7 protein-coding genes are annotated in these 25,580 nt (G+C 71.6%); all 7 read left to right on the forward strand.

From position 1 onward, the window contains the following. Position 1: 1 nt before the first annotated feature. From ACIBH1_RS31575 to ACIBH1_RS31605, 7 genes are read left to right on the forward strand one after another with little or no spacing between them, the layout of a single operon-like run. On the forward strand, positions 2 to 21,064 hold the full coding sequence (locus ACIBH1_RS31575) for an SDR family NAD(P)-dependent oxidoreductase (protein ID WP_397317609.1): 21,063 nt from the start codon (positions 2 to 4) through the stop codon (positions 21,062 to 21,064). After that, a complete protein-coding gene (locus tag ACIBH1_RS31580) occupies positions 21,061 to 21,978 on the forward strand; it encodes an LnmK family bifunctional acyltransferase/decarboxylase (RefSeq protein WP_397317610.1) in 918 nt (305 codons plus the stop codon). Before ACIBH1_RS31575 ends, ACIBH1_RS31580 begins: the two co-directional genes overlap by 4 nt. After that, entirely contained in the window at positions 21,965 to 22,201 is a 237-nt protein-coding gene (locus tag ACIBH1_RS31585) for a phosphopantetheine-binding protein (RefSeq protein ID WP_397317611.1), read from the forward strand. Before ACIBH1_RS31580 ends, ACIBH1_RS31585 begins: the two co-directional genes overlap by 14 nt. Further along, entirely contained in the window at positions 22,198 to 23,436 is a 1,239-nt protein-coding gene (locus tag ACIBH1_RS31590) for a hydroxymethylglutaryl-CoA synthase family protein (protein WP_397317612.1), read from the forward strand. Before ACIBH1_RS31585 ends, ACIBH1_RS31590 begins: the two co-directional genes overlap by 4 nt. Continuing rightward, positions 23,421 to 23,672: a phosphopantetheine-binding protein gene (locus ACIBH1_RS31595; RefSeq protein ID WP_397317613.1), complete on the forward strand. Its 252-nt coding sequence runs from the start codon at positions 23,421 to 23,423 to the stop codon at positions 23,670 to 23,672. The genes ACIBH1_RS31590 and ACIBH1_RS31595 overlap by 16 nt, the downstream gene beginning before the upstream one ends. Beyond that, positions 23,669 to 24,916 carry a beta-ketoacyl synthase N-terminal-like domain-containing protein gene (locus ACIBH1_RS31600; protein WP_397317614.1) on the forward strand — a complete coding sequence of 416 codons (1,248 nt, stop codon included), beginning with the start codon at positions 23,669 to 23,671 and terminating at the stop codon, positions 24,914 to 24,916. Before ACIBH1_RS31595 ends, ACIBH1_RS31600 begins: the two co-directional genes overlap by 4 nt. After that, positions 24,909 to 25,571 (forward strand): 4'-phosphopantetheinyl transferase family protein, encoded by a 663-nt coding sequence (locus tag ACIBH1_RS31605; RefSeq protein WP_397317615.1) that lies wholly within the window; start codon positions 24,909 to 24,911, stop codon positions 25,569 to 25,571. The genes ACIBH1_RS31600 and ACIBH1_RS31605 overlap by 8 nt, the downstream gene beginning before the upstream one ends. Positions 25,572 to 25,580: the final 9 nt, after the last annotated feature.

Raw genomic sequence — 25,580 nt, forward strand, 5'->3', positions numbered from 1 at the left:
CATGCCCGCGATCGAATGTCACACGCTGCTGACCCACTCCGACTTCATCATGCGCAACCACCGGGTGCACGACGTCTCCGTCATGCCCGGGGTGACCTTCCTCGACATCGTCTACCGCATCCTCATCGGAGCCGGATGGGAGCACGGGCGCGTCACGCTCAGGGAGGTGCTCTTCACCGAGGCCATCGTCACCAGGCCCGACGCCGACCGCGAGATCCGCGTCTCGATCGCCGAGCCGGACGACGGCGTGCACGAGGTGCTGGCCGAGAGCCGCTGGGTGCGCGAGGGCGAGCCGCTGTCGGAGTGGCGCAGGAACCTCACCTGCGAGCTGGTCCTCGCCGACCAGGAACCCCTCCCTGACATCGACCCGGCCGCCCTGAAGGACGCCGCCGTACGGCACAGCGACATGGAGGAGCTGTACGCCAGGGCCAGGGCCGAGGACATCAGCCACGGCGATGCGATGAAGTGCCGGGGCCGGCTCCACCACGGCGACGACTACCTGCTCGCCGAGTTGCGGCCCGTCGCCACCGATCCGGACCACGAGCGGTTCTACCTGCATCCGGCCAGGCTCGACGCTTCCACGCTGGCAGGACTCGGCCAGACGCAGGCCTCGGGGCAGGAGCCGTTCATCCCCTTCTACATCAGCGAGTTCCGCGCCCCCGAGCGGCTTCCCGACCGTTTCCACGTCTACGCCCCGAGGCCGGAGACGCTGGCGCCCTCCGGCGACGTCATCAGCAACGACTACGGCATCTACGACGAACAGGGCCGCTTCATCGCTTCCTTCACCGGGCTGGCCTGCAAGCGCATCAGGTTCCCCGGGCTGATCGAGAAGCTGCTGGAGACCGAGCAGCCCGCCGTACAGCGGACGGAGGGGACGTCGTCGGCGGACGGCCTGCCAGGACACCTGCGCGCGATGGTCGCCGAGCACCTCGGCAAGTCGCCCGAGGAGGTGCCCACCGACGTCGGCTTCTACGACCTGGGCCTCGACTCCGTGACGGTGCTGGCCATCGGGGAGCGGCTGGAGCAGCTCCTCGGGCGGCGGCTGTACCCGACGCTGCTGTTCGAGCACGGCGACATCGACAGCCTCGCCGCCCACCTGGCCGACGCCTACGACATGGACCTGCCCTCCCAGCGGCCCGACGCCCCGAGCGGCGCGACGCTCTGCTACCGGGACGTGTGGGTGCCGCAGGAGGCGGAAGGCGCGAGCCTTCCGGAACCGCAGGTGGTGATCGCGGCGCCGGAGCACCTGACCGGATCGTTCGTGCGCGTGGAGCCCGGCGCCGACTTCGGCAAGACCGGCGAGAACGCCTACCGTCTCGATCCGCGCGACCGGCGGCAACTGGGGCGCATGCTCGCCGACCTGGGAAGCACGCCACGGCACATCGCGCTCTTCCCGCTCCCCGGCGGGAGCGCCACAGACGCCTGCCTGACGGTGTGGTCGCTCGCCTGCGCCCTCGTCGACCAGGCACCGCAGGACGAGATCACCATCACGTTCGTCCACGAATCGTCGCCCGAGCACGCGGCGGTGGCCGCGCTCGCCCGCACGATCTCCGCCGAGACGCCCGTCATCCGGTGCAGGAGCGTGGCGCTCGGCGACCCGGAGCTGCTGAGCGCGGCCCTGCGCGACCCCTCGGACGAGCCCGAGATCCGCTACACCCGAGACGGGCGCGCGGTGCGGCGATGGCTCCCGTACGAGCCGGAGCCCGGCCAGGCCCCCATCAAGCAGGACGGCGTCTACGTGATCGCCGGAGGCACCGGCGGGATCGGGCGGCACGTCGCCGACCACCTGGAGCGGCGCCACCACGCCCGGCCCGTGGCCATCGGCCGGAGCGCCGAGATCCGCGCCGACCTCACCGACCGGGACGAGGTCGAGCAGGCCCTCGACACCGTCCGGGAACGATACGGGCGCATCGACGGCGTCATCCACTGCGCGGGCGTCAACCGCGACGGCGCCTACTTCCGTCAAGAAGCCGCCGACATCGAGGCCGTCGTGACGCCCAAGACGCTCGGCGTGAAGCACCTCGACGACGCCACCAAGGACGACGACCTGGACTTCTTCGTGGTCTTCTCCTCGCTGTCGGCCTCGCTGGCCAATCCCGGCCAGGCGGGGTACGGCTTCGCCAACGCCTACCTGGAGGAGTTCGCGCTCCGGCGCGAGGGGCGCGGCAAGACGCTGTCCATCGGCTGGCCGTACTGGGCCGACGGCGGCATGAAGGTCGGGCCCGAGGCGCTGGAACGGGCGCGGAAGGCGACCGGGTTGTCGCCGCTGCCCACCGGCGAGGCGCTGGAGGTGCTCGATCGCGGTCTGGCGGGCGCCGAGGGCAGGTTCGTCGTGCTGCACGGCGAGGGCGAGCGCGTCACCGGGCTGCTGCCGCGTGCCGTACGGCAAGAAGCGGCCGCGCGGCAGTCAAAGGCCGGACGACAGTCAACGGCCGGGCGACAGGAACCGGTCGTGCAGCAGGAGCCGTCAGCCGTCCACGACGAGCAGGACGGGATCGCGATCGTCGGGCTCGCCGGCCGGTATCCCCAGGCCCCCGACCTCGAAGCCTTCTGGCGCAACCTGGCCGACGGACGCGACTGCATCACCGAGGTCCCCGCCGACCGGTGGGACCACGACGCCATCTTCGACCCGGAGAAGGGCCGCCCCGGCAAGACCTACGGCAAGTGGGGCGGCTTCATCGACGGCGTCGACCGCTTCGACCCGGCCTTCTTCGGGATCTCCCGGCGCGACGCCGAACGAATGGACCCCCAGGAACGGCTCTTCCTCCAGACCTGCTGGCACACCCTGGAAGACGCCGGCTACCCGCCCGACGCCCTGACCGGCGAGAACGTCGGCGTGTTCGCCGGCGTCATGTGGAACCACTACCAGCTCGTCGAAGGCGGCGAGGGCGGGGTCGCGCCCACGGCGATGCACGCGTCGATCGCCAACCGCGTCTCCTACACCTTCGACTTCGACGGGCCGAGCCTCGCGCTCGACACCGCCTGCTCCTCCTCGCTCACCGCCGTGCACCTCGCGATCGAGAGCCTGCGGCGCGGCGAATGCACACTCGCCCTCGCCGGCGGGGTCAACGCGACCGTGCACCCGCAGAAGTACCTGCAACTCGCCCAGGGCCGCTGGTTGTCGACCGACGGCCGATGTCGCGCGTTCGCCAAGGGCAGCAGCGGCTACGTGCCCGGCGAAGGCTCCGGTGCGGTGCTGCTCAAGCCGCTGTCGCGGGCCAGACGCGACGGCGACCACATCTACGGCGTCATCGCCGCCTCCGCCGTCAACCACACCGGCAGGACCAGCGGCGCCACCGTGCCCAGCCCCGCCTCCCAGGCCGAACTCATCGACAAGGCCGTGCGCCGCTCCGGCTGGGACCCGGCGACGATCACCTACGTCGAAGCCCACGGCACCGGCACCTCCCTCGGCGACCCCATCGAGGTCGAGGGCATGCGCAAGGCGCTCGACACCGGCGGGGACACGTGCGCGATCGGCTCGGTCAAGTCCAACATCGGCCACCTGGAAGGCGCCGCCGGCATCGCCGGACTCACCAAGGTGCTGCTCCAGATGAAGCACGGCCGGCTCGTGCCCTCCCTCCACATCGAAGAGCTGAACCCCCAGATCGACTTCCCGGCCACGCGCTTCCGCGTCCAGCGCGAACTCGCGCCCTGGCCCGGCCCCCGCCGCGCCGGCGTCAGCGCCTTCGGCGCCGGCGGCACCAACGCCCACGTGCTGCTCGAGGAGTACGGCAAGCCGGAAGCGCGGGGCGGCGGCTGGGACGGGCCGTGCCTGTTCGTGCTGTCCGCGCGGACCGCGGAGGCGTTGCGCGACTACGCCGCCTCCTACGTCGCCTTCCTCCAGAACCGTCCCACCGAGGGCGGCGGCGACGCGGCGCGGACCCGCGTGGCACGGCTCCTCGGCGTCCCCGAATCGCAGATCGACCCCGACGAGACGCTCGGCGACCTCGGCCTCGACCCGTCCGCCCTGGCCCGGCTCGGCGCCGGGCTCACGCTCGACAGCACCGTGAACGACCTGGCGGGCGGCACCGACACGTTCCTCGACGACCTCGCCTACACCTCCCAGGTCGGCAGGAGCGCCCTCGCCGTACGGCTCGCGCTGGTCGTGACCGACGTGGCCGAACTGCGCGCCCGGCTGGAGGCGTTCGCCCGCGGCGACGCCATCGAGTTCTCCAACACAGCTGGCACCAGTACGGCTGGCACCCACACCGACGCCCAGCCCGGCGAATACGTCCGCCTGTTCCGCACAGGCCGCCTCCGCGAGCTGGCCGAACAGTGGGTGCGGGGCGCCAAGGTGCCATGGCGCGAGTGCTACCCGCGTCGCGACGGCGACCGCGCGCCGCACCGCATCTCGTTGCCCGCCTACCCGTTCCAGGAGGAACGCTGCTGGCTCGGCCGATGGCGCGGCGAGGACAACCGCCAAGAGCAACCTGCCACCCAGCCTCGGCCCGCCGCTCAGCCAGAGCCCGCCGCTCAGTCCGGGCCTGCCACGCAGTCCGGACCTGCCACGCAGCCCGGGCCGGTCACCCAGCCCGGGCCCGTCACCCGTCCCATCGCCCCGCCCGTCACCCGGAAGGAGGGCCAGGACGTGCGGTTCAACGTGGACCAGGACGGCGTCGCACTGGTGGCCATGGAGTCGACCATGTTCACCCAGGGCCTCATCGACGGCCTCCAGACCGCCTTCGCCGAAATCGCCCAGCGCGACGACGTGAAGGCCGTGGTCGTCACCGGCAGCGACAAGGTGTTCAGCATGGGCGCGACACCCGACGCCCTGCAGACCCTGTCGGAAGGACAGGGACAGTTCACGGACGTGCCCTTCCTCTACGAGGGGCTCCTCAAGTGCGACCGTCCGGTGATCGCCGCCATCCAGGGCCACGCATCGGGCGGCGGCTTGGCCTTCGGCCTGTACGCGGACGTCGTGCACCTGGCCAGGGAAGGCGTGTACAGCGCGAACTTCATGAAGTTTGGGTTCACCCCAGGAATGGGTTCGACCTACGTTCTGGAGGAACGATTCGGACGGTCGCTGGCGCACGAGATGTTGTTCACCGGCCGCCAGGTCACCGGAGAGGAACTGGAGCGGCGCGGCGCGAACGTGTCGGTCCTGCCGCAGTCGGAGGTACTGAAGGTCGCGCTCCGCCAGGCCCGCTCGATCGCCGCCCTCCCGCCGGGTGCCGTCCGCGCGCTCAAGGGGGAGCTGGCTGGGCGGGTGCTGGAGCGGCTGGACGAGGTGATCGCGGGCGAGGTGGATCTGCACGCCCGTGTGCTGGGGGCCGAGTCGTCGGCCAGGGTGCGTGACCACTTCGCGAAGGTGGAGAGCTTCCGGGCGCAAGGGGATCGTGCTCCTGAGCCCCCGCAGGCCGACCCAGCGCCACAGCAGGTCGAGCTCGCGCCCGTGCAGGCCAACGCCGCACCCCCGCACGTCGACCTCGCACCCGTTGGCTCCGTTGCCGAGCCCGCTGCGCCCGCTGCGCCCGCCGAGCCCGCTGCGCCCGATGAGCCGACTGCGCCTGCCAAACCGGCCTTCGCGCCCGCCGAGCCGGTCTCCGCGTCCGCCGAGGCCGCCGCCCTTCCTGGCTCCGAGCCCTCCGCGGCCCCCGCCCAAGCCTCCGAGGCCACGTCGGCCGCCGTCCAGACCGGGCTTGACCCCGGCGAGGTGCGGCAGGTCGTGGAGTCGACCCTCATGGCTCACCTCTACCTGGAGGCTCACGAGATCGACGAGTCATCGAGCTTCAGCGAAATGGGCCTCGACTCGATCGGTGCCGTGGAAATCGTCCGCGACCTCAACCGTCGCTTCGACCTCGACCTCGACTCGGTGGCCGTCTACGACCACCCCACGCTCTCCGCCCTGGTGGAGCATGTCGCCGGGCTGGAAGCCGCCGCACCGCCGCCACCCCGCGAGGAAGCCCCGCAGCCGACCACTCAGCAGCCGACCACTCAGCAGCCGACCACTCAGCAGCCGACCACTCAGCAGCCGACCACTCGGCAGGTCCCTGCTCAGCGGGCCCCTGCCCGGCAGCCCCTCGCCCAGCAAGTCGCCCAGCAACCCATCGCCCAGCAACCTTCCACCAAGCAGCCCTCTGCCCAGCAACCCCCCACCAAGCCGGAGCCCGCCACGGACCCCGGCCAGATCCACCTCACGCCCCTGGCCACGGAAACGCCCCCCGGGCCCACTACCCCGGAGTCCGCGACCGCCCCCATCACCCCGGAGCCCGCGACCGCCCCGACCGATGACATCGCCGTGATCGGTATGGCAGGTCGCTTCCCCGATGCCCCCGATCTCGAAGCCTTCTGGAACAACCTCGCCGCCGGCCGTACCAGCATCCGCGAGATCCCGTCCGACCGCTTCGACATCGGCGCCGCCTACGACGCCGATCGTTCGAAGTCCGACAAGACCTACAGCAAGCACGCCGCCATGCTCTCGGCCGTCGACGAGTTCGACGCCGCCTTCTTCAACCTCTCCCCGCTCGAAGCCGAAGCCATGGACCCGCAGCAGCGGCTCTTCCTCCAGGAGGCCTGGCATGCCATGGAGGACGCCGGCTATGCGGGCGGGCGGGGCGATCGCCGCCCGTGGGGCGTCTTCGTCGGTTGTGCGGCGGGTGACTATGCGCGCAGGCTCGCCAAGGCGGGGCTGGGTGACAGCGGTCAGGCCTTCCTCGGCAACACCTCCTCGGTGCTCCCGGCGAGGATCGCCTACCTGCTGAACTTCGGCGGCCCCACCATGGCCGTCGACACCGCCTGTTCGTCGTCGCTGGTGGCCGTGCATCTGGCCTGCGAGAGCATCAGGCGGGGCGAGTGCGACGCCGCCATCGCGGGCGGTGTGGCCGTCATGACGACCGCGCAGATGCACATCTGGTGCAGCAACGCCGGGATGTTGTCGCCGAGCGGGGCGTGCGCGCCGTTCGATGAGTCCGCCGACGGCATCGTGCTCGGCGAGGGTGTCGGCGCGGTGGTGCTGAAGCGGCTGGACCGGGCTCTGGCCGACGGCGACCACGTGCACGGCGTGATCAGGGCGGGGGGCGTCAACGGCGACGGTTCCACGAACGGCATCACCGCCCCGAGCGCCGGTTCGCAGGCCGAGCTGATCAGGAGGGTGCAGCGGCTCGCGGGTGTCACCCCGGACGACGTCGGCTACGTGGAGGCCCACGGAACGGGCACCTCGCTCGGCGACCCCATCGAGGTCAAGGCGTTGACGCAGGTCTTCGGAGAGCGCGAGCGGCCCTGCGGTCTGGGCTCGCTCAAGGCCAACATCGGGCACACCACGATGGCGGCCGGGATCGGCGGGCTGCTGAAGGCGCTGCTGGCGCTCCGGCATCGGAAGCTGCCGCCCTCGCCGAACTTCTCGACGCCCAACCCGAAGATCGACTTCGGGAACGCCGCCCTTGAGGTGGTCACCGAGCTGACGGACTGGGAGCCGGGGCCGTCCGGTCGGCGCACGGCCGCGGTCAGCAGCTTCGGGTTCAGCGGGACCAACTGCCACGTCGTGCTCTCTGAGGCCCCGGACCGGCCGGTCGAGGAGCCGGACGGCTCGCAGGTCGTCGTCCCGGTGTCCGCGCACGACGAGGAGACGCTAGAGCGGCGGACGGGGGAGCTGGCCGACCACCTGGCCGCCCACCCTGGGGTCAGCGTGCGTGACGTCGCGTACACGCTCGCCGTCGGGCGCCCCCACCTGCCGGTGCGGGCCGCGGTGGTGGCGCGTGACCTGGACGAGCTGGTGGCCGGTCTGCGCGGGAGCGCGGCCTCGGTCACGGACGGGCTCGCCGAGCGGTATCGGGCGGGGGAGGACGTGGATTGGGGCGCGGTCTGGGCGGAGCGTCCGGGCACGCGGATCCCGCTGCCGACGTACCCGTTCGCCCGCGAGAGGTTCTGGGTGGACGCCCCGCCAGAGGGTTCGGAGGCCGCGGCGGACGACTCGGACGCCCTGCCGGAGGGCTTGGGCGCCCTGTCGGACGACTTGGAGGCCGCGCCGGAGCACTCGGACGCCTCGGCCGACAGCCTGGACGCCTCGGCTGACAGCCTGAGTGCCCCAGCTGAAGGGCTGAGCGCGCCGGCCGAGCACCCGGCCGGCGACTCGAGCCGCGGCTCGGGCGGTGACCAGGTCAGGCCCGATGACTGGATCGTGGCCGACCATCGCCTCGGCGACACCCCTGTGCTGCCCGGTGCGGCGTGCCTGGCGATGGCCGCTGACCGCTCCGGGATGCCGCTGCCCCTGCGCCTGTCCGGGGTCAGGTGGTTGCGCCCCTTCGAGGTGAACGAGCCCCGCCCCCTCCGCATGTCGATCAACCGCGACAACGGCAAGCTGACCTTCGAGCTCGGTGACGAGCCGGACGCCCCCTACGCCCGCGGTTCCGTGTCGCCGGCCCAGGTCGAGCCGGAACACCTCGACCTGCGCGCCATCGAGGAGCGTTGCGAGGACCGGCGCTCGCCGGACGACGTCTATGCCGCCTTCGACCGTGGGGGCCTCCACTACGGTCCCGCCTTCCGCGTGATCCGCGACCTGCGCATCGGCCGCGACGAGGCGCTGAGCAGGTTGTCCACCACGGCGCGGTCCGAGGACGGCCTGCATCCCGAGCTGCTCGACGGAGCGCTGCAGACGATCGTCGCGCTGCGTCCCGAGGAGCCGTCGGCTCCCGCTCTGCCGTACGCCGCCGAGTCCGTCGAGGTCCTGCGCCCTCTCACCACCCCGGCGTACGCTCATGCCACCCGCGAGGGCCGGGACACGTACGCGGTCCGGCTGACCGATGACCAGGGTCGGGTGTGCGTCCGGTTCACGGGCATCGCCCTGCGGGCCAAGCGCCAGCTGATCTACGCGCCGGTCTGGCGCGACGCACCAGCCACGACCGCACCGGCCGGCGACCGCGCGCTCGTGCTGCACACGCCCGCCGACGAGCCGCTCGCGCGCGCCCTGCTCGCGGAGTACGGCGACGGCCGGCTCGCGCCGCTGCGGCAGATCCCTGACCTGACCGGGACGCCGTTCGACACCGTGTACGTGCTCGCCCGCACCGGTGACCCGCGAGCACCGGCCGAGGAAGACCCGGCCACGCTCGCGACGTTCCGCCTGGTCAAGCGGTTGATCGAGGCAGGGTACGGCAAGCGTGAGCTCACCGTGAAGGTCGTCCTGGCCGGTGCCGTCGCGGTGACCGGCGAGGAGACGATCGTCCCGCATGCCGCCGGGCTGATCGGCCTGACCCGTGCTGTGGGCGCCGAGCATCCTCGCTGGCGTGCCGGATGCGTGGACGTCGGCGCGGCGGCGCCGTACGAGCAGGATCTCGCCCGCCGGCTGCGTGCGGAGGACTGCGCGGATCCGCTGGTCGCCCTGCGCGAAGGCAGCCGGCTCGTCCGGGTCCTGGAGCCTTGCCCTGCGACCGGGTCCGGGCCGTACAGGCAGGGCGGCGCCTATCTGATCGTGGGTGGCTCCGGCGGCATCGGCCGGACGCTCAGCAGGCATCTGGCCCGTACGGCGGGCGCGCGGCTCGCGCTGGTCGGGCGCAGTCCGTCCAGCCCGGAGATCGAGCGGCAGCTGGCCGAGGTCGAATCCCTCGGCGGCCAGGCCGTCTACCTGCGGGCCGACGTCGCCGACGCGCGGGCGCTCGGGCGGGCGGTGGCCGAGGCGCGCGAGCGGTTCGGCCCCCTCAACGGCGCCTTCCACGCGGCCCTCGTGCTGCGGGACATGACGCTCGCGAACATGGGCGAAGCGGACCTGTCCGAGGTGCTCGCCCCCAAGGTGGCCGGGGCCGCCGCGTTCGCCGAGGCGCTGCGGGACGAACCGCTCGACTTCCTCGCCTACTTCTCCTCCGCCGCGTCGTTCGTCGAGCCAGGAGGGCAGGCCAACTACGCGGCCGCCAGCACCTTCGAGGACTCCTACGCGCTCCACCTGGCCCGCCTGGGACGGCCGGTCAGCGTGATCAACTGGGGCTATTGGGGCAGCGTCGGGGCCGTGGCCGGTGAGGGTTACGGCGACCGGTTCGCCTCGATCGGCATCGGCTCCATCGAGCCCGGGGAGGGCATGGCGGCGCTGTCCGCGATCCTCCGGACGGGTGTACGGCAGGCGCTGGTGGTCAAGGGCGAGCCCGAGGGACTGGCCCGGATCGGCATCAGACCGGCGAGACCCGGCAAGGCGAGGGACGACGAAGCCGGGCTCGAGCGCGCCAGAGCAGCCTTCGCCGCGCTCGACGAGCTGGCCCGCGCCCTGCTCCGCCGTACGCTCGCCCCCGTCCTGCCGGACGAGCGCACCTCCGTCTCCGACCTGGAGCGGCGGCTGCGCGTGACGGCGGAACGCAGACGCCTCCTCGACGCCGTCCTGCACGTCCTCGAATCGTCCGGCGCGATCCGCCTCGAAGGCGACGACCTGATCGTGCGCCCCGGACCCGCCGCCGACCCGGACGCCGCCGAGCTGCTGTCGCGCTTCCCCGACCTGGAACCGCACGTCCGGCTGCTCGGCACCTGCGTCGACGCGCTCGCCGAGGTGCTCTCGGGCGAGCGCGACCCGGTCGAGGTGCTCTTCCCCGGCGGCTCGACGAGCCTGGTCGAGCAGGTGTACCGCGGCCAGTCCGCCTCCGACTACTTCAACCGCGTCCTGGCCGGAGAGGCGGTCGACGCCGTACGGCGGCTGCGCGGCAGGGGCGCCCGAGTCCTGGAGATCGGGGCGGGAACCGGCGCCTCCACGGCGTTCGTGCTGCCCGAGCTCGCGCAGCTGGGCGAGCCCGTCGACTTCACCTACACCGACATCTCACCCGCGTTCCTGCGCCACGGCGAGCAGGAGTACGGCGAGCGCTACCCGTTCGTCTCCTTCACCACCTTCGACGTGGAACGAGACCCGGCCGAGCAGGGGCTCCAGGCGGAGGACTACGACGTCGTCCTGGCCACGAACGTGCTGCACGCCACCGCCGACATCCAGCGCACGCTCGGCAACGCGGCCAAGCTGCTCAGGCCCGGCGGCGTGCTGCTGATCAACGAGGTCACCCGGCTCGCCGACTTCCTCACCCTGACCTTCGGCCTGACGCCCGGATGGTGGAGGTTCGCCGACGGGCAGCGGCGCCTGCCGCACGGACCTCTGCTCTCGGCCGCGCAGTGGCATGAGGCGCTCGCCGCCGCCGGGCTGGACGTGTCGCGCACGCGCGGCATCCCCGGCACGCCGGTCGAGGAGACGGAGCAGTGCGTGCTCGCGGGCGAACGGCAGGCCGCCGCCCACGACCTCGGCGCCGCCGTCCGCACCTACGTCAAGAACGTCTTCGCCGAGGTGCTGAAGTATCGCACCGCGGACTTCGACGAGCACCTGACCTTCGAGAACTTCGGGGTCGACTCCCTGGTGAGCCAGAACATCATCCACCGCTTCGAGCAGGATCTGGGCGAGCTCGGCTCCACCCTCCTGTTCGAGCACCTGACCATCGAGGAACTGGCCGGGCACCTGATGACCGAACACGAACAGCGACTGCGCGACCTGCTCCAGCCCGCCGAACCGCCTGCTCCTGCGCGTGCCGTACAGGCTGCCCAGCCGCAAAAGTCGCAAAAGTCGCAGAAGCCGCCAGAGCCCGAGCAGCGCGGCGGCTCGCTCGACATCGCCGTGGTCGGCATCGCCGGACGCTACCCGCGCTCGCCCGACCTCGACACCTTCTGGAACAACCTGGCCGAAGGGGTCAACTGCATCACCGAGGTGCCCAAGGAGCGCTTCGCCCTCGACGAGCTGTTCGACCCCAAGCGGGGACGAAAGCAGCGCACCTACAGCAGGTGGGGCGGATTCATCGAAGGCGCCGACGAGTTCGACGCCGGATTCTTCGGGATCCTCCCCAGGGACGCGGAGATCACCGATCCGCAGGAGCGGCTGTTCCTCGAGACCACCTGGAACCTGCTGGAGGACTCCGGCTACCTGAGCCGTCACACCAAGGAGCCGCGCACCGGCGTGTTCGTCGGCACCATGTACGGGTCGTACGGCCGGATGGCGGCGGCCGCGGGCTGGCCGCAGGGCAGGTTCGCCGGCGCCCACTCCGCGTACTGGTCGATCGCCAACCGGGTGTCGTACTTCTTCGACCTGCAAGGCCCCAGCTTCGCCGTCGACTCCGCCTGCTCCTCCTCGCTCACGGCCGTCCAGCTGGCCTGCGAGAGCCTGCGGCGCGGCGAGTGCCGGCTGGCGATCGCCGGCGGCGTGAACCTCATCCTGCACCCGGCCCATTACGTGTCGCTGTGCTCGCTCAACATGTTGTCGGGCGACGACGCCTGCAAGGTGTTCGACGCGTCGGCCGACGGGTTCGTGCCAGGCGAGGGCGTCGGGGCCGTGCTGCTCAAGCCGCTGGCCGACGCAGAAGCCGACGGCGACGTGATCCACGGCGTCATCAGGGGCGCCTTCGCCAACGCCGGAGGCAAGACGGCGGGCTACACCGTGCCCAACCCCAACGCCCAGGCCGAGCTGGTCACGCAGGCGATGGAGCGCGCCGGGGTGGACCCCCGGACCGTCACCTACGTCGAAGCGCACGGCACCGGCACCGCGCTCGGCGACCCCATCGAGATCGCGAGCCTGACCAAGGCGTTCCGCGGCGCACCAGAACGGTGCGCGGTGGGCTCGGTGAAGGCCAACATCGGCCACCTGGAGGGCGCCGCGGGCATCGCGGGGCTGACCAAGGTGCTGCTGCAGATGCGGCACGGGCGGCTGGCTCCCTGCGCGAACCTCGGCACACCCAACCCGAAGATCGACTTCGCAGGGTCGCCGTTCTACCCGCCCACCGAACAGGCCGAATGGGCGCGGCCCACGCTCGAGATCGACGGCGACACCCGGACCTTCCCGCGCCGGGCAGGGGTGAGCTCCTTCGGGGCGGGGGGCGCCAACGTGCACCTGGTGGTGGAGGAGTACGTGCCTGAGGGCCCGGACTCCGCCTTCTCCGACCCGCCCGGGGAGCAGCTCGTCGTGCTCTCCGCCCGCACCCGCGACCAGCTCAGGGCGCTCGCGGGCAGCGTCGCCGAGATGGCGCAGAGCGGCCCCTCCCTGCGCTCGCTGGCGTACACGAGCCAGGTGGGCAGGGCGGAGATGACGGAACGGCTCGCCGTACGCGCCGCCGACGTGGACGAGCTGGCTTCCCGCCTGCGCGCCTTCGCGTCGTCCGGCGAGTCGGCGGACGGGGTCGTGGCCGGTACGGCAGGCGCCGACTCCACGGGCTCGGAGCTGCTGGACGATGGCGACGGCATCGCGTTCCTGCGCTCGCTGGCAGCCAAGCGGCAGTGGGCCAAGCTCGGGCGGCTGTGGGTCCTGGGGGCGGACGTGGACTGGGGTGAGCTGTGGCCCCAGCCGCGGCCCCGCCGGGTGAGCCTGCCGTCGTACCCGTTCGACCGCCGCCGCTACTGGCTGCCGGAGGAGCCGCCGGTTGGGCAGCAGGCCGCGACACCTCAGCCCAGCGCTGCCACGCAACCCGCCGCACCTGTGGCGGAGGGCGAGGACGTGAGCGGCTGGTCCGACGCCGCCTCGACCCGGCCCAGCACGCCCCTCGCCGACGAAGCCGCCGACGCGCGCTGCACCTACCTGCGCCCCATCTGGGAGCGCGCCGGCCAGGCAGAAGGCGACTGGACGCCCGCCTCCGTCCTGGTGATCGGCGACGGCGAACCGGCGACCGAGCTCACCGCCCTCCTCGAAGCCCAAGGCACTCGCTGCACCACCGCGGACCTCGACCCCCGTGGCCCGGAAGACGCCAAGCGGCTGGCCGAGGAGCTCGACGCCCGCGGCGAACTGCCCGACGCCCTGGTGCACATCCTGGCCGACCCGTTCCCCGGCCCCGACCCCACCGCCCTGTCTGAGGGACTCGACCGGAGCTTCTACGCCCTGCTGTGGACGGCGACCGCGATCCTCGACCGCTCCGGTGGCCGCCTGCGAGCGGTGGTCGCCCAGGTGGGCCCGCCCGACGAGCCCCGGCCGCACCACGCCGCGCTGTCCGCCGTACTCCGCACGCTCGCCCTGGAGCACAGCGGCTTCAGCGGAGCGTCCGTCGCCCTGGAGAACACCTCCACCCCGCGCGAGACGGCCGAGCACATCCTGGCCGAACTCCGCGCCGCCGACCAGGACGCCACCCCTGAGAACCGCGTGAACGAGCTGCGCTACCGCAGCGGCGCGCGCTGGCACCGGCACCTGGAGCCCTTCGAGCCCAGCCCGCCCGATCTGCGGCTGAGGGACGGAGGCACCTACCTGATCACCGGCGGCGCCGGCGCCATCGGCCTGGCCGTCGCCGGGTTCCTGGCCGGGCAGGGCCGCGTCAACCTCATCCTGACCGGACGCTCCCAGCTCGACGACACCACCCGGGCACGGGTCGAGGCCCTGCCCGCCACCTACGTGCGAGCCGACGTGCAGTCCGGCGCCGACCTGGCCCGGCTGGTCCGTGAGCACGGCCCCTTCCACGGGGTCGTCCACGCGGCAGGCGTCCATCGTGACGCGCGAGCCGTACAGAAGCAGCGAGCCGAGGCGGAGTCGGTGCTCGCGCCCAAGGTGCTGGGCACCGTGCTCCTGGACGAGGCGCTGGGCGAGGAGCCGCTGGACTTCCTGGCGCTGTTCTCGTCCGTCGCCGCGGAGACCGGCAACATCGGGCAGGTCGACTACGCCTACGCCAACGCCTTCCTCCACCACTACGCCGAGATGCGGGAGCGGAGCAGGCGGGGCAGGACCGTCGCCATCGGCTGGCCGCTCTGGGAAGAGGGCGGCATGAAGGTGGACGACGCGACTCGGCGGCTGTTCGAGCGCCGCTGGGGCAGCGTGCCGATGAGCACGGCGGCCGGCCTCACGGCCTTCGCCCGCGGGCTGGCCGGGGCGGAGAGCGCCTTCGCCGTGATGGAGGGCCCGTCCCAGGAGACGACCCCCGAGCGCCCGGACCGCTCACAGAAGGCCGAGGACCGCGATACGGGCGGGCACACGACCGGTTCGCACGCGACCGGCCAGGCCGAGACCAACGAAGCAAGGAGCGACGACATCGACACCGATGACATCGCCGTCGACGAAAGCGACATCGACTACGGCGAGCTGGTCAGAGCCGAGCTCCGCCGCGCCGCCGCCGGATTCCTGCTCGTCGGCGAGGAACACGTCGACCTCGACACCAACCTCATGGATTCCGGCTTCGACTCGATCTCACTCTCGGAGCTGGTCGACCAGGTCAACGAGCGATACGGCCTGGACCTGCTGCCCACGGTGGCGTTCGAGGCCTCGACCCTGGCCGCCTTCGGCGACTTCCTGGTCGCCAACCACCGCCAGGAACTGGCCAGGGTCCACGCCGCACCCCGCACCCAAGCACCCGCTGGGCCTGTCTCGGCGCCGGAGGTCACGCATCCGTCCCCGCGCTCCGGCGCCGAGACTTCCCGCGAGCACCACGACGGGATAGCTGTCATCGGCATGGCGGGCACCCTGCCTGGTTCGCCCGATCTGGAGACTTTCTGGCGGCACCTGGCCAACGGCGACGACCTCATCCGCGACGTCCCCGAGGACCGTGCCGACCTGCGAGAGAACCCGGACACGGCCGGGGTGCGCGCCGGCTTCCTCGACGACGTGCGCTCCTTCGACGCCGCGCTCTTCGGCATCTCGCCCAAGGAGGCCGCGTTGATGGACCCGCAGCAGCGGCTGTTCATGCAGACGGTGTGGCGGACGATCGAGGACGCCGGATACCGGCCCTCCGCGCTCGCGGGGACGCGGACCGGGCTCTTCGCCGGCACGTCCGCCTGCGACTACGACGACCTGCTCAGGGAGCACGGCGTCCCCGTCGAGGCGCACACCGCCAGCGGCGTGGCCGGATGCATCCTGGCCAACCGGGTCTCGCACTTCCTGGACCTGCGCGGCCCCAGCGAGGCGATCGACACGGCGTGCTCGAGCTCGCTCGTGGCCCTGCACCGCGCCGTCCGCGCGATCGAGGCGGGTGAGTGCGAGACCGCCATCGCGGGCGGGGTCAACCTCACGCTCAGCCCCGGGCTGTACATCGCGTTCGGGAAGTCCGGCATGATCAGCGACGACGGGACGTGCAAAACCTTCGACGAGCGCGCCGACGGCTACGGCCGCGGCGAGGGCTGCGGTGCCGTACTGCTGAAGCCGCTGTCGGCGGCGCTGGCCGACGGTGACCAGGTCCTGGCCGTGATCAAGGGCAGCGCCGTCAACCACGGCGGCCGGGCGAGCTCGCTCACCGCCCCCAACCCCGAGGCGCAGGCGCGAGTCCTCGTCGACGCCTACCGGAAGGCCGGGACGGACCCGGCGACGGTGACCTACCTGGAGGCCCACGGGACCGGCACCCGGCTCGGCGACCCGATCGAGATCGAGGGGCTGAAGAAGGCCTTCGCCGAGCTGTACACCGACTGGGACCGGCCCGCGCCGGACGAGCCCCACGTGGCGGTGACGTCCGTCAAGACCAACATCGGGCACCTGGAGGCGGCGGCCGGCATCGCCGGGTTGCTCAAGGTCCTGCTGTGCATGAAGTACGGCGAGCTGCCGGCGACGCTGCACTACGACCAGCCCAATCCCTACCTGCGGCTGGAGGGGACGCCGTTCTTCATCAACGACCGGCTCAGGTCGTGGGACGGCGCGCCTGGTGAGGGCGGTGCTCCTGTACGGCGGGCGGGCGTGAGCTCGTTCGGCTTCGGGGGGACCAACGCGCACGTGGTGCTGGAGGCGTACGAGCAGGCGGCGCCCGCTTCCGAAGGCGGGCCGCAGGTGCTGGTGCTGTCGGCGCGCACCCCTGAGGCGCTCGACGGATATGCGCGGGACGTCGCGCGGTTCCTGGGCGAGCACCCGGAGCTCGGGCTGGACCGGGTCGCCTACACGCTCCAGGTGGGGCGTGAGCCGATGCGCGAACGGCTCGCCGTCGTGGTGAGGGACCGGGACGAGGCCGTCCGCGCTCTGGCGGGCGAGGCCGGCGCGCCGCAGGTCTGGCGCGGGCGTGCGGGTGAGGGGGCTTCTGGGCCCGCGGGTGATGGGCTGGAGGAGCTGGCTCAGGCCTGGGTCGACGGGGCCGAGGTCGAGTGGCTGGAGCGCTGGGCCGAGCCGCGGCCCCAGCGGGCTTCGGTGCCGAGCTTCCCGTTCGAGCGGACGGAGCACTGGTTCAAGGCGCCGCCACCTCGCCAGGAGGAGAGGCGGCAGGACTCGGGGGGCCGGGAGGCGGTTCGGCAGGGGCGGCGTGAGTCGTCTCGGCCGGAGGCGCCGCGCCGGGAGCCGTCTCGGCGAGGGCCGTCGCGTCAGGAGCCGTCGCGTCAGGACGCGCCGGGCAAGCCCAAGGTGCGCCTGCGTGCCGCCGGTGAGAGGGCTCCGAGCTCGTCCGACGGGAACCGGCGCACGCGGCTCGCGAGCACCGGCAGCAAGGCGGACGGCACCCCCGACAGGAACGGCACCCCCGACAGGAACGGCAGCGTGGACGCCGCCAAGGTCGTGGACGCTCCCAGCGCTCCTGCCTCCACGGAGCAGTTCCCCGCCATCCCCGCGGGCAGCGCCGGTGGCGCGAGCGGTGTGGAGGAGCTGCTGCGCGAGCGGCTGGCCACGATCCTCGACACCGACCCGTCCGACGTTGCGCCCGACACCCCCTTCGGCGACCTGGGACTCGACTCGATCTTCAGAATGGAGCTGGTCAAGAGCCTCAACACCGCCTTCTCCCTGGACCTGCAAGCCTCGGAGCTCTACGAGTACGACACCGTGGACCGCCTGACCCGCGCGGTCGAGGAGGCGATCAACGAGAGCACCCCGGCTCCCGCCGAGCCGCAGCAAGAGCAGCAGCCAGGCGCCGAGGAGGCGCTCACCTCGCTGGTCAGTTCCGTCATCGGCCGCCCCCTGGACCCGGCTCTCACCTTCGAGAAGAACGGCCTGACCTCCTTCGAGATGCTGCGCACGGTCAGCCTCCTGGAGAAGCGGGCCGGTGCCCTGCACAAGACCCTGCTGTTCGACCACCCCACGGTGCAGGCGCTCGCCGCGCACCTCGGGGCGGACGCGCTGCAGGGCATCGACGAGCAGAGCACCCCCGGCCCCGAGGATCAGGAGCAGGAAGAGCGCGACGGTGAGCCGCTGGTCATCGCCAAGCGCCGTCTCCCGCAGCGCCCCGAGGTGCGCGAGGTGATCGACAGGATCGACCGGGAGCACGCCAAGGAGGGCGGTCTGGCCGGGCGGGACATCGCCCCGCTGGCCTTCCTCGGCTCCGCCAGGCAGGGTTACCTGAACTTCTCCCGCATCGACGGCAACCTGCTCGCCTGGAGCTACGCGGGGCCGGAGGACCACTTCCTCCCCCTGGTCGAGGAGTATGTCGCCTACGCGCAGGGCAACGGGCTCAAGCCCAACTTCCTCTCGCTGATCCCGGTCACCGAGGTTGCGGGCAAGCCGTACACGGCGACCCCGTTCGGCGCCGTGCAGCGGCTGGAGAACCTGGGTGAGTTCACTCTGAAGGGCGGCCGGATGGAGCGGTTGCGCTACATGGTGCGGCGCTTCGGCCGGGCGGGCGGCTGCCGTACGGTCGAGTATCGCTCGGGCGACGACCCGGCTCTGGACCGCGAGGCCGCCGAGCTGGTGGACCGGTGGGCGGCCGGCAAGCAGATGGTGAATCCCTACGTCGCGGTGGTGAAGCAGGAGATCGCGGAGGGCAGGCTGGACCGGCGGCACCGGGTCTTCCTCACCTATCTGGACGACACGCTCGTCAACGCGATCGTCATCACCAAGATCCCATCGGAGAACGCCTACCTGCTCGACGTGGAGTTCTATTCCAAGGACATGCCGCTCGGCGGGCTGGAGTTCGCCATCACGAAGATCATCGAGGTCCTCGTGGCCGAGGGGATCACCATGTTCAGCTTCGGCGCCAGCTTCGGGGTCGAGGTGGAGGACGGTGAGAACGCGGCGCCGGACGTGAAGGAGGCGCTGGACGAGCTGCGGTCCATGGGGATCTTCGGCGAGGGGAACTTCCAGTTCAAGAACAAGTTCCGTCCGGCGAACGTCCCGATCTACCTGTGCCAGCCGGACAGTGAGGACAGGACGTCCGTTTCGGATGTCATTCTCATGATTGCTGACCCGCCCGTGGAGGCCGCCGCGCCCGCGGAAGCCGCCGCGCCCGCGGAAGAGGACCGGCCTGCCGAAGAACCGCAGGATGCCCTGGCCGCCCATGGCTACAACCCCGTGCGGTTGCCCGCGGATCAGGTCGAGACCGATCTGATCACCGACTCCTGGGCCGAGCTGGACTCCCCGTTCATCCGCAACCGTATGCGCGACCTGGCCGACCGTTCCGCCGATCGTCCGGACGCGCCCGAGCTGACCGGGGTGAGCTGGCTCCCGTTCCCGCTGGCCGTGCCGACGGGGTCCGGGCGGTCGGCCGAGGCGCTGCTGTGCAGGTCGTGGCCGGGTCCGCGCGGGGCGGTCGTGCACAACGGGCTCTTCCCGACCTGGTATCCGAGCCTGGTCGACGCCGGGTTCGAGCCCGTCCAGCTCCCCGGCACCGGCGGCGACGTCGACACGGACGCGCTGCGTCAGGTCCTGTCGGAGCGCGACCGGGTGTCGTTCGTCTGCGTCGAGGTCAGCAACAACGCGGGCGGCGGCTACCCCGCGTCGCTGGAGAACCTGCGCCGCGTCAAGGAGCTCTGCACCCAGCACGGCGTGCCGCTGGTGATCGACGGCGCCCGCATCGTGGAGAACGCCCTGTTCGCCGCCGACGGCGACCGGCCGGTGTGGGACGTCGTCTCGGACATCCTCGGCCTGGCCGACAGCGCCACCGTCAGCCTGTCCAAGGACTTCGGCGTGACGTCGGGCGGCCTGGTGGCGACCCGTGACCACGCGGTCGCCACCCAGCTCAGGGAACGCATCGCCACCCACGGCCGCGACGTCGACCTGGCCACCAGGAAGATCATCGCCACGGCGCTGGAGGACACCGACGAGGTGGCCGCCCAGGTGGGCGCCAGGATGCGGGCCGTGGCCGCCCTCTGGCAGCGGCTGGCCGACGCGGGCGTGCCCGTCGTGGAGCCGGTCGCGGGCCACTGCGTGCTGCTCGACGTCGGCCGTATGGAGGCCTTCGCCGGGCACGACCATCCGGTCATGTCCTGCCTGGCCTGGATGTACCGGCAGACCGGCGTCAGGGGCGGCCCCCATCTGGGGCGTGAAGGGCTCATCCGCCTCGCCGTACCCGTCGGGTTCGGCGTGGAGCGCGCCGAGGCCGTCGCCGGGCGCCTGGCCGAGGCGTTCGGCACGATGGCGGAGGTGCCGCACCTGGTCACCGACGGCGCGGGCGGGGCGCAGGCCGAATACCGCCCGGCCGAGACGGTGCCCGAGGACGTGCAGCAGGCCCTGCGCGAGCAGCACCGGCCGGACAACGACAACCTGAGCGTCCTGCGCGAGCACAATCCCCGCGTGGAGCAGCGCATCGTCAAGGGCGTCGAGGTCTTCAGCGCCGGATCGGGCCCCACGCTCCTGCTGATGACCCCGTTCAACATCGGCGCGGGCGTGTACGCGAAGCAGTTCGAGTCCCTGACCGACAGGTACCGGCTCGTGTGCGTCCACCACCCGGGCGTGGGCGGCACGACCGCGGCGGCCGACATCACCCTGGACGGCATCGCCACGCTCTGCCACGACGTGCTCGACGAGGGACTCCCCGTGCACGTGGCGGGCGCGTCCTTCGGAGGGCTGTCCGCGCTGGCCTTCGCCCTGGCCTATCCGGGCGACACCGCGTCGCTGGTGCTCATCGGCAGCTCCCACCGGATCGGCAACCGGGTCGGCGAGATCAACCGGCTCGACGTGGTCGCCAAGGAGGACTTCGACCACGTCATCGCCGAGAGCGGCTCGGAGCGGCTGCGGGGCGAGCGCGACGAGCTGCAGAAGATCCTGCTGCGTTCGGAGAGCATGGACCCGCAGATCGGCCTGCGCTACCTGGACGTGTTCGCCGAGCGCCCCGACTTCCTGGCCAGGCTCCCCGAGATCGAGGTGCCGACGCTGATCGTGCAGGGCAGGCACGACACGGTCATCCCGCAGAAGACCGCGCACCTGCTGCACGGCGCGATACCGGGGGCGGAGTACGCCGAGGTCGCCGACGCCGGGCACTTCCCGCAGCTCAGCAGCGCCGACGAGGTCAACGGGATCATCGCCGGGTTCCTGGGGAGGACACGATGAACCCGACCAGGCTCGACGAGAGCACCGTGACCAGGACGGCGCTGGTGACGCCCGGCATGTGCGGGCCCAACTCGCTGTTCGTCGGCCAGCTCGGCGACTGGACCTGGGAGACGGTCAGCGCGCTGTGCGACGTCAACGCCTTCGACGCCAGCAACGAGGACGGCTCGCCGACCTACCTGTCCTTCTACTACTTCCGCATCAGGGCCGGCCGTGACATGCACGTCAACGGGCTCACCTTCGGCGACCGGCTCGACGTCACCTCGCGGCTGTTCGGCTTCGGCAGCGAGTCGATCCTGGCCCTGCACAAGGTGTCGCCCGCGGGCGGCGGCGCGGCGGCCGTCGAGCCGGAGGAGTTCTACCGCTTCGACGACCCCAAGGCCGTCTACGTCGAGAACTTCAACCGCTGGATCACCAGGAGCGCCCCGGGCAGCAACGAGGGCCTGGTCAAGTCGTCGCCCGTGGGCTTCAGGCACGATCACCTGCCGCGCCTGCCCGACGCCTACTCGCCCCGCCGCGTCTACAACCACGCCAGGAGCCGGCTCACCTTCCTCGACGCCGTCCCGCCCGACGGTGAACGGCTCAGCGTCGACTACCGGATCGACGCCTCACGCGACCTCAACGGGGTGGGCCTGCTCTACTTCGCGAGCTACTTCTCGATCACCGACTGGGCCCTGCTGCAGCTGTGGCGCGAACGGGGCAGGAGCACCGAGAGCTTCCTGCGCCGCGTCGTCCTCGACCAGCAGCTGTGCTACCTGGGCAACGCCGACGCCGACGCGGTGCTGCGCATCGACGTCGACGCGTGGGGCAGCCCGGGTGACGAACTCTTCAACGTGGTCATCAAGAACCACGGCCGGACGACCGCGGTCAGCACCCTGCACGTGGTCTCGACAGGAGGTTCCCATGACGGCGCGTGAGAAGGTCTGGTCGGCTGTGCGAGAGGGCATCACCGACATCCTGCCCGGGGCGCGCATCGAGGGCGACCTGCACCTGCGTGACCTCGGCGCCGACTCCGTCGACCGGGTCGAGATCATCCTCGGCGTCCTGGACCGGCTCGGCGTGCAGGAGCCGCTGTCGAGCTTCAGCGAGATCCCGAACATCGACGCCCTGGTCGATTTCCTGGAGGAGCGTGTGCGATGAACGTCGGCATCGAGGCACTCAACGTCTACTGCGGGCTGGCCCAGATCCCCGTGCGCACCCTCTTCGAGGGCAGGGGGCTCGACCTGGAGCGCCTGGGCAATCTCATGATGCACAACCGCTCGGTCGGCCTGCCGTTCGAGGATCCCGTGACCAATGCGGTGAACGCCGCCAAACCGGTCGTGGACCGGCTCACGGACGAGCAGAAGGACCGGATCGAGATCGTGATCACCTCGACCGAGTCCGGCCTCGACTACTCCAAATCGGTGGCCTCGTACGTGCACGAGCATCTGGGCCTGTCCAGGAACTGCCGCGTGGTGGAGGTCAAGCAGGCCTGCTACGCGGCCACGGCGGCCGTCCAGCTGGCGGTCGCGTACGTGGCCTCCGGGGTGTCGCCGGGGGCCAAGGCGCTGGTCATCGCCACCGACGTGGCCCTGGTCGACGAGCGCGCCGCCTACGCCGAGCCCGCCATGGGCGCGGGTGCCGCCGCGGTGCTGGTGAGCGACGACCCGCGGGTGCTCGCCGTCGACCTGGGGGCCTTCGGCAACCACAGCTACGAGACCATGGACTCGGCCAGGCCGACGCCCTCCTTCGACATCGCCGACTCCGACCGCTCGCTCTTCGCCTACCTCGACTGCCTCACCAACTGCTTCGAGAGCTACCGGGCCAAGGTCGAGGACGTCGACTTCGCCACCACTTTCGACTACCTGGCGATGCACACCCCGTTCGCCGGCATGGTGAAGGCGGCGCACCGCAAGCTCATGCGGGAGTTCGCCGGCACCGCCCCCGCCGAGGCGGAGGAGGACTTCACCCGGCGCGTGCTGCCGTCGCTGATCTATCCGAGCAGCGTGGGCAACCTCTGCTCCGGCTCGGTGTACCTGGCGTTGTGCAGCCTGATCGACAACGGCGAGCTCGACGGCGGCGCCAGGGTCGGGCTCTACTCCTACGGCTCCGGCTGCTCGTCAGAGTTCTTCAGCGGCCTCGTCGACCGGGGTTCCGCCGACGAGCTTGCCGCGATGCGCATCGGCGAGCACCTGGCGGGCCGCTGCGAGCTGACGTTCGAGGAGTACACGCGCGTGCTGCCGGGCAATCTCACCTGCCTGGTGCCGGAGCAGGACAGGCAGGTCGACGTCGCCGCCTACGACGACATCGTCGGCCGTGCCCGGATCGGGCGCGACCTGCTGGTGAACACGGGGACGAAAGATTACCGACGGACCTACGAATGGCTTTCACGATGAACGAGGACGAGATCTTCGAGACCGTCAGGCGCAACGTGCTCAAGGTTCTGCCGGAGCTGACGCCCGACGAGGTCTCGATCGACGGCACGCTGAGCGACCTGGGCGCCAACAGCATCGACCGGGCGGACGTGGTCACGATGACCATGGAGGACCTGGGCGTGGTGATCCCGGTCGCGGATTTCCAGGACGTCAGCGACATCCGCTCCCTTGTCGACCTGTTGAAGAAGCACTCATGAAGATCGTTGTCACGGGCATGGGCGTGTTGTGTTCCGTCGCCCCCGACGTGCCATCCTTCACCGAGGCGCTGCGCGAGGGCCGCTGCGGGATCGTCCCGATGCCCGATCCGGGCGACGGCGGTCCGCGCCTCGCGGCTCCGGTCAGGGACTTCTGCTTCTCCGAGGCGGCCTCCGCCTTCGAGGCGGGCAGGCTCGCGCTGCGGGCGGCGCACCGCTCGCCGGAGCCGCTGCAGATGGACCTGGTGACCGCGATGCAGGCCTTCGAGGACGCAGGGCTGCATCGCTCGGCGCCGCCCGCCGACCGGCTGGGGCTGGTCGTGTCGGGGCACAACCTCAGCTCCGGCTACGTGCACGATCTCCATCCCAAGTACGAGGACAATCCCGCGCACCTGCCTGCCAGGTTCGCGCTGCATTTCATGGACACCGACCGGGTCGGCACGGTGAGCCAGGTGCTCGGGATCAAGGGGGAGGGCTACACCGTGGGCGGCGCCTCCGCCAGCGGCAACGTGGGCCTGGTCAACGGCAGCCGGCTGGTGGAGTCGGGGTCCGTCGACGCCTGCCTGGTCGTGGGCGCGATGACCGACCTGTCGCCGATGGAGAAGCGCGGCCTGGCGACGATCGGGGCCGTGGCGGGCGCCGACACCGAGGATCCCGAGCAGGCGGGCTGCCGCCCGTTCGACGAACATCACGAGGGGTTCGTGGCCGGGCAGGGGGCGGCCTGCGTGGTGCTGGAGAGCGAGGAGTCCGCGCGCTCGCGCGGCGCCCGCGTCCTGGCCGAGCTGGCCGGATACGACCTCAAGCTGTCGGGCACCAGCATGCCGGAGCCCGACGAGGACGGCGAGGCCACGGTGATGGCCAACGCCATGGCGATGGCCGGGATCGGTCCCGACGACGTCGACTACGTCAACGCCCACGCCACCGCGACACCACGCGGCGACGAGATCGAGGTGCTGGCCCTGCGCCGCGCCCTCGGCGAGGCCTTCGGCAAACCCTGGGTGAACTCCACCAAGGGCCTCGTCGGGCACTGCATGTGCGCGGCGGGGGTGGTCGAGGCGGTCGCCACGATCATCCAGATGCGCCACGACTTCGTGCATCCGAACCTGAACCTGAACCGGCCGATCAACCACGACTGCCGGTTCGTGCCCGACACCGCCCAGCCCGCCCGCATCGGGCACGCCCTGTCCAACAGCTTCGGCTTCGGCGGCTTCAACACCAGCGTCGTGCTGAGGCGTGCCGATGGATGACGACGTCCACGTCTGGGTCGCCGACCCCGGCGACCCGCCCTTCCTGCCGGTCCTGTCGCCGGAGGAGCAGGCCAGGATGCGCCGGTTCCACCTGGCCAGGGACCGCAGGTCCTACGAGGTCGCGCACGGCCTGGCCCGCCGCGCGCTGAGCTGGTGCCGTCCGTCCGTGCCTCCCGGCGCGTGGCGGTTCGAGGAGGGCAGGTACGGCAAGCCGGAGGTCGAGGGCGACGACGAGCTGCGCTTCAGCCTGTCGCACACCTCCCGCCTGGTCGCCGTGGCCGTGGCCAGGCGGATCGACTGCGGGCTCGACGTGGAGACGACCGACCGCACGACAGACGTGGTACGGCTGGCCCGCCGAGCCCTGGCGCCCACCGAGCGCGCGGCCATGATGGCGCTGCCCCCACCCGATCGGCCCGCGTGCTTCTTCCGCTTCTGGACCCTCAAGGAGGCCTACGTCAAGGCACGCGGGCTGGGGATGACGGTCGAGTTCGACCAGATCCCCTTCGAACTGCGGGCAGGAATCCGCCTCGGCACCGACGGCGGCCGGGCCTGGCAGTTCGCTCAGTGGAATCCCCGTCCAGACAGCGTGGCGGCCCTGGCCCTGCGCACGGGCGGTGCTGGAGGTGAGCGCCGGATCATCCTGCACGACACATAGGTAGCGAAG

The organism is Nonomuraea sp. NPDC050663 (genome assembly GCF_044456985.1).
Taxonomy (GTDB): Bacteria; Actinomycetota; Actinomycetes; order Streptosporangiales; family Streptosporangiaceae; genus Nonomuraea.

Coding starts and splice junctions, on each gene's coding strand:
- ACIBH1_RS31585 (WP_397317611.1), top strand. CDS start 21,965: ATGACGGCGCGTGAGAAGGTCTGGTCGGCTGTGCGAGAGGGCATCACC.
- ACIBH1_RS31605 (WP_397317615.1), top strand. CDS start 24,909: ATGGATGACGACGTCCACGTCTGGGTCGCCGACCCCGGCGACCCGCCC.
- ACIBH1_RS31575 (WP_397317609.1), top strand. CDS start 2: ATGCCCGCGATCGAATGTCACACGCTGCTGACCCACTCCGACTTCATC.
- ACIBH1_RS31580 (WP_397317610.1), top strand. CDS start 21,061: ATGAACCCGACCAGGCTCGACGAGAGCACCGTGACCAGGACGGCGCTG.
- ACIBH1_RS31600 (WP_397317614.1), top strand. CDS start 23,669: ATGAAGATCGTTGTCACGGGCATGGGCGTGTTGTGTTCCGTCGCCCCC.
- ACIBH1_RS31590 (WP_397317612.1), top strand. CDS start 22,198: ATGAACGTCGGCATCGAGGCACTCAACGTCTACTGCGGGCTGGCCCAG.
- ACIBH1_RS31595 (WP_397317613.1), top strand. CDS start 23,421: ATGGCTTTCACGATGAACGAGGACGAGATCTTCGAGACCGTCAGGCGC.